The following is a 16300-nucleotide window of genomic DNA, read 5'->3' as shown; positions in this document are numbered from 1 at the left end:
CTCACCGCGCAGTGCCGATGCTGTCGAACATCCAGTCGGAAAAGGCCTGCATGGCGGGTGTGGGTGGTTTCGATTGCAGCCGGGTCAGCCAATAGCTGCCAAACGAGATGGTGACGGCAAAAGGCTGAATGATGGCGCCGGAGGCGAGATGCCGCGAAAACATCGATGGCGGCGCCAGCGCCACCCCCAGCCCCTGCAGCGCGGCTTCCATCATGCCGAGAGACGTGTCGAAAACGATGCCGGCATTCACCTGTGCCGCAGGTGTGACGCCGGCCGCCGCAAACCAGTTGCTCCATTCATCGGCCCTGTAGCTGCGCAGCAGCGTCGCTTCCATCAGATCGGCGGGCGTTTTCAGCGTCTCCGCCAGTTTCGGCGTGCAGAGCGGTGAGAGAGGCGCCTCGAACAACCGGAAGGCATCCGTGCCATGCCATGAGCCCTGGCCGAAACGAATGGCGAAATCCAGCCCTTCAGCCGCCATGTCCACGCGATTATTGTTGGTGGAAACGCGCACGTCGATAAAGGGATGCTGCTTTTGAAACGCCTGTAGCCGCGGCAGCAGCCAGCCGACCGCGAAAGTGCCGACGACGCCGAGAAACAGCAATTCCCGCACCTGTCCTGCCTCGATCCGGTCAAGCGTCGTCGCCATCTGGTCGAAGGAGCTGGTCACCGTCGGCAGAAGCGCTTCGCCCTCCGCGGTGATCTTCAGACCACGGGGAAGCCGCTGGAAAAGCGGGACGCCAAGCCGCTTTTCCAGCCCTTTCACCTGCTGGCTCACCGCCGCCTGCGTGACGCAGAGCTCGATTGCCGCGCGGGTGAAGCTGAGGTGCCGGGCCGATGCCTCAAAGGCTCTCAGACCGTTCAGGGGAAGAAACTGCCGAACCATGCAAGACCTAGATTTTCTTGTATCTCATCCGAGATATCATGATTTGTTCGTGCAATGTAGGGCGGTTAAACGTCTTTCGCTGGGGATGGCGAACACGCCGAAAATCCACTCAAGGTTTTGGAGAACGCGAAAGATGAATCTTAATCGCAGACATATCGCACTGGCTGCCTTGCTCTCGACGAGCCTGTTCACGCAGGCCTTTGCCGCCGATGAGGGCAGGCTGAAAGCGATAACGGATGCCGCGATCAAGCCGGCCATGGAAAAGAACGGCATACCGGGCCTTGCCGTTGGTCTCACCGTTGATGGTGATAGCCACATCTTCACCTATGGCGTCATGTCCAAGACCACGGGTGAGCCGGTGACGGCGCAAACGCTGTTCGAACTCGGTTCCATCTCCAAGACATTTACCGTCACCCTCAGCACCTATGCCGAAATGAATGGCCAGCTTTCGCTCTCCGGCAAGGTCGCGGATTATCTTCCCTCCATGAAGGGCAAGTCCTTCGGTGACATCGCGCTGATGCATCTCGGCACCCACACTGCGGGCGGCTTTCCGCTGCAGGTGCCGGATAAGATCAAGACGGAAAAGCAGCTTCTCGCCTATCTCAAGAGCTGGAAGCCCTCTTACCAGGCGGGGACGCACAGAACCTACGCCAATCCCAGCATCGGCATGCTTGGCTACATCACCGCAAAGGCGATGGGGCAAAGTTATGACAGCGCCATGCAGGACAAACTCTTCCCCGCGCTCGGCCTGAAGAACACGTTCACTATCGTGCCCAAGGCGAAAATGGCTGACTATGCGCAGGGCTACAAACGAAATGACGAGCCCGCCCGCGTGACGCCGGGCATTCTTGCTTCCGAGGCCTATGGCGTCAGATCGACGGTGGCCGACATGGTCCGCTTCGTTAACGCGAATATGGGCCTCGAAAAGCTGGACGGCAAAATCCGGCAGGCGATCGCAAACACCCATACCGGCTATTTCGGCGTTGGCGCGATGACACAGGATCTGGTCTGGGAGCAATATGCCTATCCCGCCGCCCTGAAGACGCTGGTCGAGTTGAATTCCGGCGCGCTCCTGAAGACAGTGCCGGTCAGGGAAATCTCACCGCCTGAGAAACCCGGACAGGATGTCTTCATCAACAAGACCGGTTCCACCAATGGTTTTGGCGCCTATGTCGCCTTCATACCCGAACGGAAACTCGGCATCGTCATCCTGGCCAATAAAAACTATCCCAATGAGGATCGTGTTTCGGCGGCTTTCGAGATTCTGTCGGCGCTTGAACAGGCGCGATAGCAGACGGAATTTCGGTGCGGGAACTTATTGTTACCGCACCGCCTGCATCGGCGCGAACACGTCGCCTCGACGGACGGGAGCGCTGCGGACCTGCGCTTGCCGCCACTCTGGCTGAAAACCAACGTAGTGGGAAACAATTCATGCCCGATGACAGCGGCGAGCAATCGCGCTACCGCAGAAAAGATACGCTGGCCACCGATTCGATCTCGGGCGACGGGCGCATATCATGAAATGGCAAATCTTTTTATGCGGCTGCGATCTGCGACGGGAAAAACCGTCTGCCTCGCGCCCGCCGGTTCGTGGGGGACGACGATGAGCGAAACGGGTGGTTATTTTCCTCGCTGGCGGCTGAAAACCGAAGGGCGCATCATGCCGGACGAGCGGTTGCCCGCCGGGCAGACCGCGGTGCTCGGTTTGCAGCATGTCGTGGCCATGTTCGGCTCCACGGTTCTCGCACCGCTGATCATGGGCTTCGATCCGAATGTGTCGATCCTGTTTTCGGGTATCTCGACGCTGATCTTCTTCATTGCCGTTGGCGGGCGCGTGCCGAGCTATCTTGGCTCGTCCTTCGCCTTCATCGGCCCCGTTCTGGTGGCCACCGGGGCGGCAGCCGGCGCGGCCAGCCCCAATATCGCGCTCGCGCTTGGCGGCATCATCGCGGCGGGTGTGCTTTATGCGCTGATCGGCGTCATCGTCATGGTTGCGGGCCACAATTGGATCGAACGGCTGATGCCGCCGGTTCTGACGGGTGCCATCGTTGCCGCAATCGGTCTTGTGCTTGCACCCATCGCCATAGCCAGCGCCTCCGGCTCCGGTCCCGGCAATCCCGACGGTGACCAGCTGTCACGCTGGATTGCCATACTGACGGTCACTTCCGTCGGTGCGATTGCCGTCTATGCGCCCGGAATGGCGCGGCGCCTGCCGATCCTCATCGGCGGGGCGATTGCCTATCTTGCCTATCTGGTGGTGGCGAACGGCCTCGGTCTCGGCAAGCCCGTCGATTTTTCAGGTGTCGCGGCCGCGGCCTGGTTCGGATTGCCGACTTTCACCACCCCTGTCTTTTCCGCGTCGGCAATCGCGCTGATCGCTCCGGTCGTCGTCATTCTGGTGGCGGAAAACCTCGGGCATATCAAGGCGATCGGCGCGATGACCGGCAAGAACCTCGATCCCTATCTCGGCCGCGCCTTCATCGGCGACGGCATCGCCACCATCTTCTCCGGTGCCTTTGGCGGAACGGGCATGACGACCTATGCCGAAAACATGGGCGTCATGGCGATAACCCGCATTTTCTCGACGCTCGTTTTCGTCGTTGCGGCATTGGTCGCCATCCTTCTCGGCTTTTCGCCGAAATTCGGCGCGCTGATACAGACGATACCCGGACCTGTCATCGGCGGCCTGTCCGTCGTCGTCTTCGGCCTCATCGCGGCGACCGCCGGGCGCATATGGGTGGAAAACAAGGTCGATTTCTCCGAGCCCCGCAACCTCATCACCGTGGGTATCGCCCTTGTCCTGGGCGCCGGCAACTTCAAGCTCAATGTGGCCGGCTTCACGCTGGATGGCATCGGCACGGCGACAATCGGCGCCATCGCCTTTTATCACCTGCTTGGTCTCGGCAAGCCGGCACAGGGCAGATAAGGCGGGAGCGCCGGCACAAACGTCGGGCGGCGCGCAGGCGCGGTCCGGCAAACGGGTGGGGGGATGGATGAATATGGTCCATCCTGCCGCCGTCCTTCAGGGATTGCCGGCTTGGACAGTCCAGCCGTCAGCGCCACAGATCGACGATGCCGCCTGAAGCCCCGTGCACGGGGTCGCTATCCGGTCTCGGCAGGGATTTTATCCTCGCAAGCATCTCGCCGTCCGGCGCGGATGTCTGAATATCGGCCTTCTGTCCTTTCGGATAAGCGCCGACCACCTGGAAATCCGGAGATGAGTTGAGCTTCATATGGCCCGTACCGGCGGGCAGAATCAGACAATCGCCCTGTCTGACGTCCAGGACTTGCCCCTCCGGTCCGCCAATCTGCAACGTCGCTTCACCGCGTCCCACGCCCAGAACCTCATGCGCTCCGCTGTGATAATGGTGGTAGGCGAACACGCCATTGCGCCAGATGCCGCTCCATCCGTTGCGGGAAAACAGCGCCTCGAAATCAGGGGAGCCGAAATTCGGCCCGACCTCTCTATAAATCACGACGGCAAAGGATTGATTATTGGGAACCTGCCCGCTGGGAGCGAAAGTGAGTTGCTCGGTTTTCATGTGATGCTCCTCATGGTGCTGCCCGCTGTTTTTGCCAGCCGGTAAAGGCCGGCTGAAACAGGAGGGCGATATCGTCAGCCGTTCCTGTCGTAATCCCTGCAGGGAGCGGCAGTTCCCTTGGGTTTCCCGTTTTGTCACGGTCAGGGCGGGCGGACCATGGTGATGAGGATATCTTTCCCGGCCGTCTCAAGCCCGGAAAACCGGGCTTGAGACGTTTGACGCGGACTGGGCGATTTATTCGGCCGTCGCCTGAATATCGACCTTGTCGAGAAGGCCCATCGGATCCTCGGAGGCCGCAACCAGATCAAAAATGCCAAGGCCGTTAACGCCCGTGGATTTGACCGTGACCGTCAGGGTGCCGGGCGTGCTGATAAAGTGGACCAGCGCTTCCACCGCGCTTTGCAGTTTCGGCTGTTCAGCCGTTACCTGCTGCAACATCACGCTGGCCACCAATGTCAGCGTGGCGCGCACCTGATCCTCTGTCATATCGTTCTGCAGGGCATAGAGCTTGATCGCCTTGGCCATCAAACCTTCGTCCTTGATCGTGAGCTTCACCTCGCGGCCGGCGAGCCCGAAGAGCGCGGCCTGCGCGCGATTGACGTCAAAAGAGAAGAACTCTTCAGTAAAGCCACTTACCAGACCGGCAAAATTGACGCTGCCAAAATCCTTGCTGCTGAGCGAGATGTCACGGATCACCAGATTGCTGTTCGGTTCGTCCCAGCCGGCCGCAAGGCCATACGAGAAGGCGAGCGTTTCGAGACCCAGCTTGCGGGCTTCGACGAAAACTTCCTCCGTCGAGTCCGCCGGGATCGGAAGCGTGAGCTCGTCCTGCCTGATCTCGATATCGGTCGGAATGCCGTTGAAGGGCTTGGTCAGCCCCATCTCGAAATTCTTGAGTGAGAATTTGATACGTTCCGGCGTTCCGGCCGTTTCTTCCTCCGGCTTTTCCGGCGCGGCCATATCGACATTTATGCCGCCGAGGCGCACCCGGCCAAGTTCCGGTATCAGGCGATTGAACTGGAAGGTCTCGATCTGCGTCTCGTCGAGCGCGATGATCTCGGAAATTCCCTTGATCGTCGAACTCCAGTCAAAGCCCTTGAGGCTTGCTTCCGCGACTTCGATCCTGCCATCGCCGTCGCCGATCGACATGCCATTCATGCCGAAGTCGAGCTTGCGGCTGTCCATCTGCATGTCGATGCGGTCAATGGCGGCCTTGACCCTTTTGCCGGCAGCTCCCTCTTTTTCGTCCGGCGCGTCGGCCTTGAAGCCGATGAGCTGCATGTTGCTCTTGCCGATCATGTCGAGAATGGACACGGCCTTCGTGAAAAGCGCCTGGCGTTCCTGCGGTGAAAGCGTGTCCGGATCTTGGGTCGTCGTCAGCGCCTTGAGGGTGTCAAGCAGCGGCTCGGACGGCATGCGGGCGGTAAAACCATCGCTGCGGATTTCATCGTAGCTGAAATGGCCGTCTCCCTCGGAGAAGGAAACAGCCTTGACGGAGAGCGGGCCATAGAGCGGTTTCGCTTCCTTGTCTTCCGGACCGGCCTTTTCCGTATAGAGCCGGGCGAGATAAGCGACGTCGATGTCCTGGCCGGCGATAGCGCCGGTCGACACGACCATATGCTTGTCCTTCATCGCGCCGTCGCTGTCGGGAAGCTGCATCTTGATGTCGTAGCTGCCATTGTCGATCGAATATCGGGCAATGCGGCCGCCGGCGATCTCGGAGAGCGCGAGGTTCTTGTAAACGGTCTTCTGCTCGCTGGTCGCGACCGACTGGGTGAACGTCACCTCCGGCGTTGAGATGCGTGCCGCCGCGAAGCGCTCGATGCGGCGGGCGAGGGAGCCGCCGTTTTCGCCCACCTGTCCCGGCTTGTCGAAAGCGGCGTTCTCGATGCGGGCCTGCGCCATCGAAATCTTTCCGGTCGGCACATCGATGTCGATGGTGTTCATGTCGATCGCGCCGTCCAGAAACGGAAGTTTCGGACGTCCGTCGATCGCCGCGATCTTGATGTTCTTGCCGTCTTCAAGCGGCAGCGTCAGATCGCGAACATGAATTTTCCCGAGAAAATCGACCTCCACGGAACCGGCAGTCGCGCCGCTGCGGGCAACGAGTTCCTTCACCTTTGCTTCGTAGAAGGTCTTGCCGCCGATGACGCCTGCGGCAGCAATGGCAATGATTGCAACCGCCGCCCAAAGCGCCCTGCGCCGACCCTTGCCGGTCCCGGTATTTTCCTGTTCCACGAAGCTGATCCTCTCTTCGAACTGATGATGTTGCGCGCCTTTTAAGCACGCAAAAGTTGCTTAGCAAGTGTTCATCTCCGGGTGAGATGGCCGATGCTACCGCCAGAACATCAGCGCCATGCCGGCCACGACAAGTGCTGCGCCCGCCCATGCGCCGGTCGCCGGTTGCTCCCGGGTCCTCAGCCACAGCAGCGGCAGGATGATGACAGGCGTCGTTGCCGACAGCGTCGAGACAATGCCGACCTTTCCGCCGGAAAGGGCAAAGAGAAGCAGCGTCATGCCGAAAGCAAGCGCGATGATGCCGGTGAGCGCCGTCTGAAGGAACAGGCTTCCGGTCAGCCTGCTTCTCGGCTTGACGGCCTCGATGGGCAGCATCGTCAACGCCGTGAGGCAAATGGCGGCCATGCCGACGCGCAGCATGGAAGCGGCAAGGGGATCGACCCCGGTTGCCATGACGGGCCTTGCAATCAGCGAGCCGACCGCCTGGCTGAGCGCGGCCAGAAGGCCGAAAAGCACGCCCAGCCAAAGCGGCCCCTTCACGCTTTCCCATTCGTGCAGCTGCGCCTTTCGCTTGCCGAAGACGATGGCCAGCAACACGCCGCCGAGCGTCAGGCCTATGCCGGCGATGGCGTTCGCGGGAAGCTGCTCGCCAAGCACCGCCCATCCCAGCACCGCGGCGATCGGGGCATTCAGCGCAAAGAGGATTCCCGAGCGACGCGGCCCCAGCCGGTTGAGGCAGGTAAAGAGAAGCGTGTCGCCGACGAAAATACCGATGAAGCCGGACAGGAGAAGCGATGAAAGCGCCTCCGGCTGAAGCTCCCGCCAGCTGCCCGAGGCGAACACATAGACCCCCAGCAGGGCGGCGACAAAAAGCTGCCGTGTCCTGTTGAAGGCCAGCGCCCCAAGCCGGCCCGCCGGACCCGCGGCGAGAAGTCCGGTCATCGCCCAGCAGGTTGCGGCGCCCACGGCGGCCAGTTCATAGATCGGCATGTTTTCCCCGTCGAATCGCCGCCTGCTTCCGGCTGCGGACACTATCCCTGTCTGCACCCATCGCAGATTCCGGGTTTGCCCGCCATACCATAAGCCTTGCCAAGGATTGATCTGCGTATCTTCGCTGATATCTCTACTGGCGAATGACGATAAGGGGGCCGAGGCGTGTCGCTTTCACGTGCAGAGCCTGCGTGATGAATGCAAGCGCGTCGTCGGTGTCGGCAATCTTCATCGTACCGCTGACGCGGCGACCGGCCAGTGCCGAACCGGCAACGACGATCCGACCGTAGAAATGCCGGTTCATTTCCTCGACGACGTAGGAAAGCGGTGCGTTGTCGAGAACGATCTGGCCGCGCTTCCAGGCAAGTGCGACAAGACTGTCGACCGGTGCGATGGCCACTTCCTTTTTTGCGTAGTCATAGATCGCCTGCTCGCCTTGACCGACGCGGACAGAGCCGGCGCGGTTTCCGTCGATTTCGATCTGGACCGCGTTTTCCGTGACGGTCACTTCAGTGTCGTCATTGCCGTAGCGGACATCGAATGCTGTGCCGAGCGCAGTCACCTTTGCCGTTCCTGCGACAACCGCGAAGGGTCGTTCTGCCGCATGAGCGACCTTGAAGAAGGCCTGGCCCTGGAGAAGACGGATGGTGCGGCGGCTGTCGGTAAAGTCCACCGCGATTGTTGAAGAGGAATTCAGCTGAACCTCGGAGCCGTCTTCCAGCGTGATAACGGGCATCTCGTTCGTTCCGGCGATCATGTCCGCTTCCAGGCGCATGGGGCCATCGAGGGCGAAGAAGGCCCCTGTCGCGAGCGCTACAACCAAGAGCGTTGCTATGATCGGTTTTCCTCCGCTGCGGGACCTCACCTTGATGTTGGCGAGCGCAGAATCCGACTGTATCGCCCTGGTGGCATCACCCAACAGGCGTTCGGCGGCCCTGTAGGTCCGACAATTTTCCGGGTCGCGGTCAAGCCACTCCTGAAAGCGCGTCCTGTCGGCCTTCGTCTGGTTGGGGTCGCTGTTGCGCAGAATCCAGTCGGCCGCTTCGCGGTTACGTTTTTTCTGAGCGTTCGCCGCTCCTTGGGCCGGCATAGGCATCTCCAGATTTGTCCCTCGACCCTTAGACGTTCGACCTCGCCGATTGAGGACCTTTTAGACCAATTCCAGCAAAAATCCGTAGCGGTTTTCCGCATGGAACGCGAGTATCTCTTGTCGTTCTAGAGAAGACGATCAAGGCAGTGGGCGAGGGCGCGGCGCAGGTGCCGGTCTACCATGTTCCTGGAGATGTTGAGCTTGACGCAGATCTGGTCCGGTGTCAGATGATGCAGACGGTGCAGGATGAAAACGAGGCGACGCCGTTCCGGCAGTTCGGCGATTGCCTCGCGCAGGGCAGCAAGCCGCGCCTCGATTTCCAGAAATTGATCCGGCGCAGTCCCGCTGCTCGCCACCGAAAGTGCCTCGCGCTCCGAGCCGGAAAAGAGCCGTGCTTCCTTCTTCTCCCGGCGCTGGCGGTCGATGCCGAGATTGATCGCGGCGCGGCAGAGAAAGGACTTGATCGAGCGTTTTTGCTGCAGCACTTCAGGCTTCGCGGCAAGTTTCAGATAGAGATCGTGCACCACGTCCCGGGCCGTGGCGGAGGGATGGCCGCGTCTGCGCACAGCGCTCGTCATGTCGGCATAGTGCGCTTCCATCGCCCGGTTCAGCAGGTCGTTGCTGTCAACACTGTCCCAGGCAACGGGTGAGGGCGAAGAACTCGACATTGGCAAACAGTTCCCGAACCAACAGTCAGGTTCAGCGTAAACACGGCTGAACCTCGATGACCCGAATGGCTAGCGAATCTATAAAACCCTTGCAAGTGCAATAGGTTAGAAAAAATGAAAACTGGTTGCGCGGCCACCAGATAAATCAGGAGTTAAAAGCTCATCTTTATACCTGATTTCGTTACCCGATTTCATGTCCTCCATTCCGCGGTGGGTTGCCGGCGATAGAGGCCGAAGGTTCAAAAGAACGAAGGGTGTGATATTTCGGTAACGGCCGCCTGAGCCTCACAGCGCAATGCAGAGTGGCGTTCCTGCAACGGGATCGCGGATTACGATGGTCTTCACCTTGAAGACATCGGCGATGGTTTCAGACGAGATGACCGCATCGGGCGTTCCGGCGGCCGTGATCCTGCCGTGATGGAGAATGACGATATGCTGGGCGTAGCGCGCCGCCTGGTTGATGTCGTGCAGGACGGCGACGACCGTCTTTCCGTGCCGCGCGACGAGCGTGGTGATGAGGTTCATCAACTCGATCTGGTGTTCAAGATCGAGATAGGTCGTGGGTTCGTCGAGCAGGATCGCTTCGCCCTGCTGCGCCAGCGTCATTGCGATCCAGGCGCGCTGTCGCTGACCACCGGAAAGACTGTCCAGCGCCCGGTCGGACAGATCTGTCGTACCTGTGAGCACCATCGCCTCGTCGCAGGCGTCCTGATCCTGCGTCGACCAGCGGCTGAAGAGCGAGCGATGCGGATATCGGCCCTGCCGCACGAGATCGCGGACGGTCAATCCTTCCGGTGCGACCGGGCCCTGAAGCAGGACCCCCACCTTACGGGCGACATCCCGGGTCGAAAGGTCGTTCAGGTCGCGGCCGTCGAGAAGAATGCTGCCGCCGGAGGGTTTCAGCAGCCCCGCGAAACTGCGAAGCAGCGTGGATTTACCGCTGCCGTTCGGGCCGATCAGCGCCGTGAAACGTCGTTCCGGAATGGCAAGGTCGAGCCGCTCAATGATGCGGTGCCGGGCGTAGGCGATGTCGACACCCAACCCGGCAATCTTGGCAGGGAATTCCTTATCCTTGGCCATGGCGGCGTCCCCAGAGAAGATAAGCAAAGAAAGGTGCGCCGATGAGGCTCGTGACGATGCCCGCCGGAAGCTGCACGGGCGGCAGGATGACGCGGCCGATCAGGTCGGCGGCGACGACGAGGCAGGCGCCGACAAGCGCGGCGACAGGTAATATCCGCGCATGCGATGCCCCCGTCAGCCGCCGGGCGATGTGCGGCGCGACAAGGCCGACGAAGCCGATGAGGCCCGACACGGCCACGGCAGCGCCGGACAGCAATGTGACGAGCATGATCATCAGGCCGCGTATGCGATCGACCGGCTGGCCGAGGCTCCTGGCCGAATGATCGCCGAAGCGGATCACATCGAGTTCCCGGGCGGCGAGAAAGGCAAGCGCGACGGGAACGATGATCGAGGCGGCGAGACGCTCAACCTTGACCATGTTGGCGTCATAGACACTGCCGGCAAGCCAGACCATTGCCCGTTGCACATCCCCGATGTCGCCGAATGCGGAGAGAAAGGTCGTTCCGGCGGTTGCGAGCGCGGATAGGCCGATGCCGATGAGGATGATGCGCAGCGAGGATGTACCGCCCCGCCAGGCAAGGGCGTATACGGCGAGAGCCATGATGGCGGCCCCCAGGAAACTCGCTGCCTGCAAAAGCGAGATCGGCGGGTTCTGCATCAGAACGATGACGGCCATCGCCGCCGCCGCCGCGCCGCTGTTTATTCCAAGAACGCCGGGCTCCGCCAGGGGATTGCGCATGATCGCGAGCGTGATCGTGCCTGCCGTCGCGAGCGCCACGCCGACGAGAAGGGCGAGAAGCGCGCGCGGCAAACGCAGGTCGAAGACGATCATCGCGCTCTGTGGCGCGCCATCGCCCGTACCGATGATGACATTGTAGAGCTCCCGCCAGGTCAAGGGGACATCGCCGAAGGCGAGGCTTGCCATCACAAGCAGGACGAGCAAGATCGTGAGGCCGATGAGAAGCCGGATCATGCCTCGCCTCGCAGCCGCGTTCGCGCCAGATAGAGAAAGAACGGCGCGCCGATCAGCGCGATCGTGACGCCGACGGGGAAGCTCTGGCTTCCGAAGACCAGCCGCCCAGCCGTATCGGAAACGACAACCAGCAGCGCGCCGCCGAGCGCCGAGAAAGGGATAACCCAGCGATAGTCCACACCCACCAACATCCGCACCATGTGCGGAACGACAAGACCGACGAAGCCTATCGGCCCGGCAAGCGCCACGGCACCGCCTGCCAGCAGAATGACGATGACGACCGACGCGCCGCGCCACAGGACCGGGTTCTGCCCGAGCGAGCGCGAGGCATCCGTGCCGAGGCTGAGCGTCGTGAGATGGCGTCCCAGAAGCAGGGCCGCGACCAGACCGGTGAGGATGTAGGGCGCGACGGTTTTTGCCTGCCCCATGGTTCTGCCCGTCACCGAGCCTGCGGTCCACAGGCGAACGGCATCGAGCGTGCTCTGGTCGAAGATGAGGATCGCGGTGGTCAGCGACGTCAGGAATGTCGCGACGATGGCGCCCGCCAGCACGATCCCGAGCGGGGAGTGGGCGACGGCCCCGAACGAACCAAGCGCATAGACGATGATGGCGGCGATGCCGGCGCCGAGAAAGGCGAACCAGACATAGATGTCGCCGATGCCTGCGCCGAACAGGGTCATCACCGAAACGACGGCGAATGACGCGCCGGCATTGATGCCGAGCAGGCCGGGGGAAGCGAGCGGATTGTTGGTGACCGCTTGCATGATCGCGCCGGAAACGGCGAGCGCACTGCCGGAAAGCAGCGCGGCCAACACGCGGGGCAGGCGGATGGACGTGACGAGAAGATGGTCGCGCGAGCCGTCGAACTGAAAGATCGCGGCCGTTATGGTGGAGAACGAGATGGCGGAGGTGCCGAGTGCGACAGCGTTCATCGCCGCCATGGCGACGAGACAGAGAAGCGCTCCAAGCGCGAGCAGCCGCATGCTACAGGCAGTGGCGGGCCGGGCGGCCCTTCGGTCGGTCATCGTTCTGACAATACATAACGCTCGACGTCATCGAGAATGCGATTGGCCGAACCGATGCCGTGGAAACTCTGCCAGTGGCCACGGTCGACCCGATGGGCGCGTCCGGCCTGGACGGCCGGCAGCAATTGCCAGAGCGGATTGCCGGTCACCTGCTTTTCGAGCGCATCGTCCGGGCCGCTCTCGAAACCGCTGGCGGACACATAAAGCAGCACGTCGCCATCGAGATTGGCGAGTTCCTCCCAGTCCGGCCGCTTGACGATTGTGCCGTCGGTAACGGTCTCGTAGGCGGAGCGCGTCACCCCCGCCTCGCGCAGCACGGCGAAGGGGGCGTAGGCGTCGGGACCATCCACGAAGACGACGAAGCGGTCGGGCGCGAAACGGACGGTCGAGACCGTGAGGTTCTTGTCCTTCATCCGTGCGCGGATACCGGCGACGCGGTTTTCGTAAGCGCTGAGTGCGTCGTTTGCCACGCCTTCCTTGCCGGTCACCTCGGAAAGACGCTGAAGATATGCCTTCCAGTCCATATGCTTGAAGAGAACGGTGGGCGCGATCTGTGCGGCCTGCTCGTAAATCCCCGAATGCGCTTCCGCCGATCCGATGATGAGATCGGGTTTCAGCGCCGCCACCCGCTCCAGGCTCGGCTCCCTCGGGTTGCCGAGATCGACCATCTTCTGCGCCTTCACCACGTCGAGGACTTCTTTTTCGGTGATCGCCATATAGGGCGTCGCCACGACCGGCGCCTTGAGTTCGATAAGCAATCCAAGCGTGATCAGCGGATCGAGCGTCACGATCCGTTTTGCTGCCGCCGGAATACAGAAGGGGGGATTGTAGACCCCTTCGGTTATCGCCTTTCCTGCGCAGGCGGCCTGCGACAACGAGGCGGGCAGGAGGAAAACGAGAAGAAGGAGACAAAAGCGCAAGGGAGATATCATTTCGTCGTTAGGGTGGAAAAGACTGTGCGGCAGGACGCCGCACAGTCGGGTTCGTCAGAACTTCACGCGGACATTCAAGCCATAGGCGCGACCCTCGCCCAGCTGGCCGAAGGGCTTTGCCGCATCGCGATCCACGATCGTGAAATATTTCTCGTCCGTGAGATTTTCCACGAATGCGGTCACTTCCCAATTGTCTTTCTTGAAGCCGGCCTGCGCATTCACGATGAAGCGCGGGTCGATATTATACATGCCCTTCGTGCCGAAGCGGGAATTGTAGCTTGTCGTGTATTTGGCGTCGGCGCCGACGAAGACGCCGTTGTCGAACTCGTAACGGCCACCGAAAGCCCAGCTCAGTTCCGGCGCTTCAGGAAAAGCCTTTCCTGACTGGTCGCCGATGGAAGCATGGTTGAATTCCAGGAACTTCGTATTGAGATAACCGATGGACGTGAAGGCGGTGAATTGATCGGTAACCTGGAAGGTTGGCTCGATCTCGAATCCCCAGGCTCTCGACGTCGCTGCATTCGAGGTGATGCGATAGCCGGGGATGGCCGCATTCGGCCGGATTTCTATCTGCTGGTCGTCGTATTTCGTGTAAAACACGTTCGCATTGAGTGTCAGTCGGTCGTCGAGAAGCGTACCCTTGTAGGACAATTCCACGTTCTGGGAAAACTCCGGATCGTAAGTGGCGACCTTGAAATTCGTCGGGTCCAGACGGTCGATATAGGAACCGCCCGAGCGGAATCCCTGCGTATAGGTCAAGGCGATCGTCTGCGTATCGCTGAGCTCCTTGGAAATGGCGAGCTTGGGTACGAAATTCAACTCGTTCAACGATGACGGGTCGCCCGCCAAGACCGCAGCCGGATCGATCATGCCGAAATAGTTTCGCTGGTCGTCTCTGTCTTTGAGATAGTCGAGGCGGCCTCCGACCGTTGCGAACCATGTGGGTGCAAATTCATAGGTCGCTTCACCAAAGATGGCGAAGTTCGACGTCTTGCGGTTCTGCGTGTCGCTAAGTTGCACCGGTCCGAAGCCGGGGTAATCGACGATGAAATCTGTCGCGCCATCCCAGACCTCGTGGCTGCCGTAGAGGCCGGCAACCCATTTCCAGCGATCACCCTCGTAGTTGAGGCGGAACTCCTGCGTGAAGATGGAGTTGTCGTCTTCGCCAGTGCTTCCAAAGATGGTTCCCGGCGTGCCGTAGTCGATGGAACGCCGGTTGTTGATGCCATATTGATAGCCGGTCTGAGAGGTGAAACGCAGCGTATTCGAGAAGTCATGCGTGACCTCGAGGCCGACATTGTGGGCTTCCGTCCAGCGGTATTCCGTATAGGTAACCGGGGAATCGTTGAAGTCGCCGCGGAGGCTGTCAAGGCCGACAAGCGCGTCGTTGGGCCGGTCCTTCGAGTAGGAATAAGTGAGCAATGCACGGGTGTCCGGCATTTCCGAAGGCGTTATCAGCACCTTGGCGCGAAGCACGCCGCTAATGTCGGTCGTCAGGTCGTCAAAATTGTCAAAAATACTGAAATTGGAATAATTGGGCTGGGCGTGCGAACGCTCGAAAGCGCCGGAGATGCGCAACGCTATCTGGTCCTCGACGACGGGCGTGTTCACCATGAAGGCGGTGCCAGCAAGGTCGTCACTGCCGACGGTGCCGGACAGTTCGACTTGCCTGTCGAAAGTCGGATCCTTCGACTTGATATAGATGGCGCCGGTCATGGCCGCACGGCCGGAAAGCGTCGATTGCGGGCCGCGATAGACCTCGACCTGCTCGACGTCCCAGAGGTTGCGTGCACCAAATCGGGCGTTGTAGCGCGTCTGGACGATGCCGTCGACATAGACGGAGCCGGCCGGTCCGCCGGATGGGACAAGACCTTCGGAACTCATGCCGCGAATGACAAAACCGGCATTGACCGTGGCGCTGTCCTGCACGTTCGCCATGCGGCGAAAGGTTTCCTGCGTCGTGCGAATCTGGCTTTCGGCTAGGGTTTCGGCATTCACGATGGCGACGCTGCTGGTCGTGCCGCCCAGGGTCGAGGCATTGCGAGCACCGTAGATGGTGATCGCCTCGAGCTGCGTTGTGCCGTCGGCGGATGCGCCGGAAGCATCCGCGCCGTTCTGCAGCGACACCCGGTTGCTTCCTGCAAAGCGGGCATCCACGCCGGTGCCGGCAAGCACGCCCCTCAGCGCCTGTTCCGGTGTCAGCGTGCCGTTCACACCCCGGGTCGTCTTCCCCTCGGCGAGCGATGCATCGAACAGGATTTGAAGGCCGGTCTGGGCCGCGAGGTTGTTCAGCGCCGGCGTCAGCGGGCCGGGCCGCACCGAGATCGGCCGCTGCGATGCCTGTGCCGCCGCATCCCGCACCGTTGCCGGCAGCATCGGGCTCAACATCGCGAGTGCTGTCCCGGCCAGAAATACCGCCTTGAGGCTCGCCCCAGCCCCGCGCGCGACGGATTCAGTCATAGTCATAAAAACCCCCAATCGTACAGCGTTCAAGGCGCCGCAAGTTCACAACGAGGAATGGCTACACATTCAACTCATGATGTAGACGATTGACGGGTTGGATTTGGGACTCCGGTTTCAGAAAAATTTAATGAAATAACCGATCAGGCGCCGCCGAGGTGCTGGTGCATGGTGACACGAGGTTCGTCATCCCGCTCGGCAGGTGCCTTCAGCACACAGGCGCGACAGTATTGTCCGCCTTCGACCAGATAAAACCGGCAGCCGCCGCCGCGCTGACGGAAGATATATGAAACTCTTCGTGATGCCTGTCGAGCACCGTCAAATCGAAATGGTGAAGCGCGCGATCGGCAGGCGGCGAGCCGGCAACTTTGAGAATACGCATCACCGCCGCCTTCGCCGCCTCGACCGTGCGGAACCGG

The 16300-nt window shown here is 61.0% G+C and carries 14 protein-coding genes; 2 read left to right on the top strand and 12 right to left on the bottom strand.

Going from position 1 to position 16300, the window contains the following annotated elements:
* Position 1: 1 nt before the first annotated feature.
* Positions 2 to 883 carry a LysR family transcriptional regulator gene (locus tag AC5YUO_RS14935; protein WP_496155767.1) on the bottom strand — a complete coding sequence of 294 codons (882 nt, stop codon included), beginning with the start codon at positions 881 to 883 and terminating at the stop codon, positions 2 to 4.
* Between the two features lie 133 nt (positions 884 to 1016).
* On the opposite strand from AC5YUO_RS14935, the gene ampC reads away from it, so the two are divergent.
* Complete coding sequence (gene ampC / locus AC5YUO_RS14930; RefSeq protein ID WP_496155766.1) at positions 1017 to 2174, top strand: class C beta-lactamase; 1158 nt, start codon at positions 1017 to 1019, stop codon at positions 2172 to 2174.
* A gap of 312 nt (positions 2175 to 2486) precedes the next feature.
* Positions 2487 to 3809, top strand: a complete 1323-nt coding sequence (locus tag AC5YUO_RS14925; RefSeq protein WP_400819151.1) for a solute carrier family 23 protein — start codon at positions 2487 to 2489, stop codon at positions 3807 to 3809.
* Between the two features lie 127 nt (positions 3810 to 3936).
* Here the strand turns inward: AC5YUO_RS14925 and AC5YUO_RS14920 are convergent, their stop codons facing one another.
* The 11 genes from AC5YUO_RS14920 to AC5YUO_RS14870 all read right to left on the bottom strand — a co-directional run bounded on the left by AC5YUO_RS14920 (position 3937) and on the right by AC5YUO_RS14870 (position 16263).
* Entirely contained in the window at positions 3937 to 4425 is a 489-nt protein-coding gene (locus AC5YUO_RS14920; protein WP_496155765.1) for a cupin domain-containing protein, read from the bottom strand.
* A gap of 234 nt (positions 4426 to 4659) precedes the next feature.
* Positions 4660 to 6663 (bottom strand): aq_1923 C-terminal domain, encoded by a 2004-nt coding sequence (locus tag AC5YUO_RS14915; protein ID WP_496155764.1) that lies wholly within the window; start codon positions 6661 to 6663, stop codon positions 4660 to 4662.
* A 96-nt stretch (positions 6664 to 6759) separates the two neighbouring features.
* Entirely contained in the window at positions 6760 to 7653 is an 894-nt protein-coding gene (locus AC5YUO_RS14910) for a DMT family transporter (protein ID WP_496155763.1), read from the bottom strand.
* Between the two features lie 133 nt (positions 7654 to 7786).
* Entirely contained in the window at positions 7787 to 8743 is a 957-nt protein-coding gene (locus AC5YUO_RS14905; protein ID WP_496155762.1) for a FecR family protein, read from the bottom strand.
* 125 nt (positions 8744 to 8868) lie between these two features.
* Complete coding sequence (locus tag AC5YUO_RS14900; protein ID WP_496155761.1) at positions 8869 to 9411, bottom strand: RNA polymerase sigma factor; 543 nt, start codon at positions 9409 to 9411, stop codon at positions 8869 to 8871.
* 285 nt (positions 9412 to 9696) lie between these two features.
* Entirely contained in the window at positions 9697 to 10491 is a 795-nt protein-coding gene (locus AC5YUO_RS14895; protein WP_496155760.1) for an ABC transporter ATP-binding protein, read from the bottom strand.
* Positions 10478 to 11464 (bottom strand): FecCD family ABC transporter permease, encoded by a 987-nt coding sequence (locus AC5YUO_RS14890; RefSeq protein ID WP_496155759.1) that lies wholly within the window; start codon positions 11462 to 11464, stop codon positions 10478 to 10480. The genes AC5YUO_RS14895 and AC5YUO_RS14890 overlap by 14 nt, the downstream gene beginning before the upstream one ends.
* The gene (locus tag AC5YUO_RS14885; RefSeq protein WP_496155758.1) at positions 11461 to 12489 is read right to left on the bottom strand and encodes a FecCD family ABC transporter permease; all 1029 of its coding nucleotides are present in this window, start codon (positions 12487 to 12489) and stop codon (positions 11461 to 11463) included. Before AC5YUO_RS14885 ends, AC5YUO_RS14890 begins: the two co-directional genes overlap by 4 nt.
* Positions 12486 to 13409 (bottom strand): iron-siderophore ABC transporter substrate-binding protein, encoded by a 924-nt coding sequence (locus AC5YUO_RS14880; protein ID WP_496155757.1) that lies wholly within the window; start codon positions 13407 to 13409, stop codon positions 12486 to 12488. Before AC5YUO_RS14880 ends, AC5YUO_RS14885 begins: the two co-directional genes overlap by 4 nt.
* 66 nt (positions 13410 to 13475) lie before the next feature.
* Entirely contained in the window at positions 13476 to 15887 is a 2412-nt protein-coding gene (locus AC5YUO_RS14875) for a TonB-dependent receptor (protein WP_496155756.1), read from the bottom strand.
* A gap of 202 nt (positions 15888 to 16089) precedes the next feature.
* Entirely contained in the window at positions 16090 to 16263 is a 174-nt protein-coding gene (locus AC5YUO_RS14870) for a hypothetical protein (protein WP_496155755.1), read from the bottom strand.
* Positions 16264 to 16300 lie beyond the last annotated feature (37 nt).

It is taken from the genome of Agrobacterium sp. LEGMi-208b (genome assembly GCF_059511785.1).
This window is presented reverse-complemented; position numbering and strand designations above follow the sequence as displayed.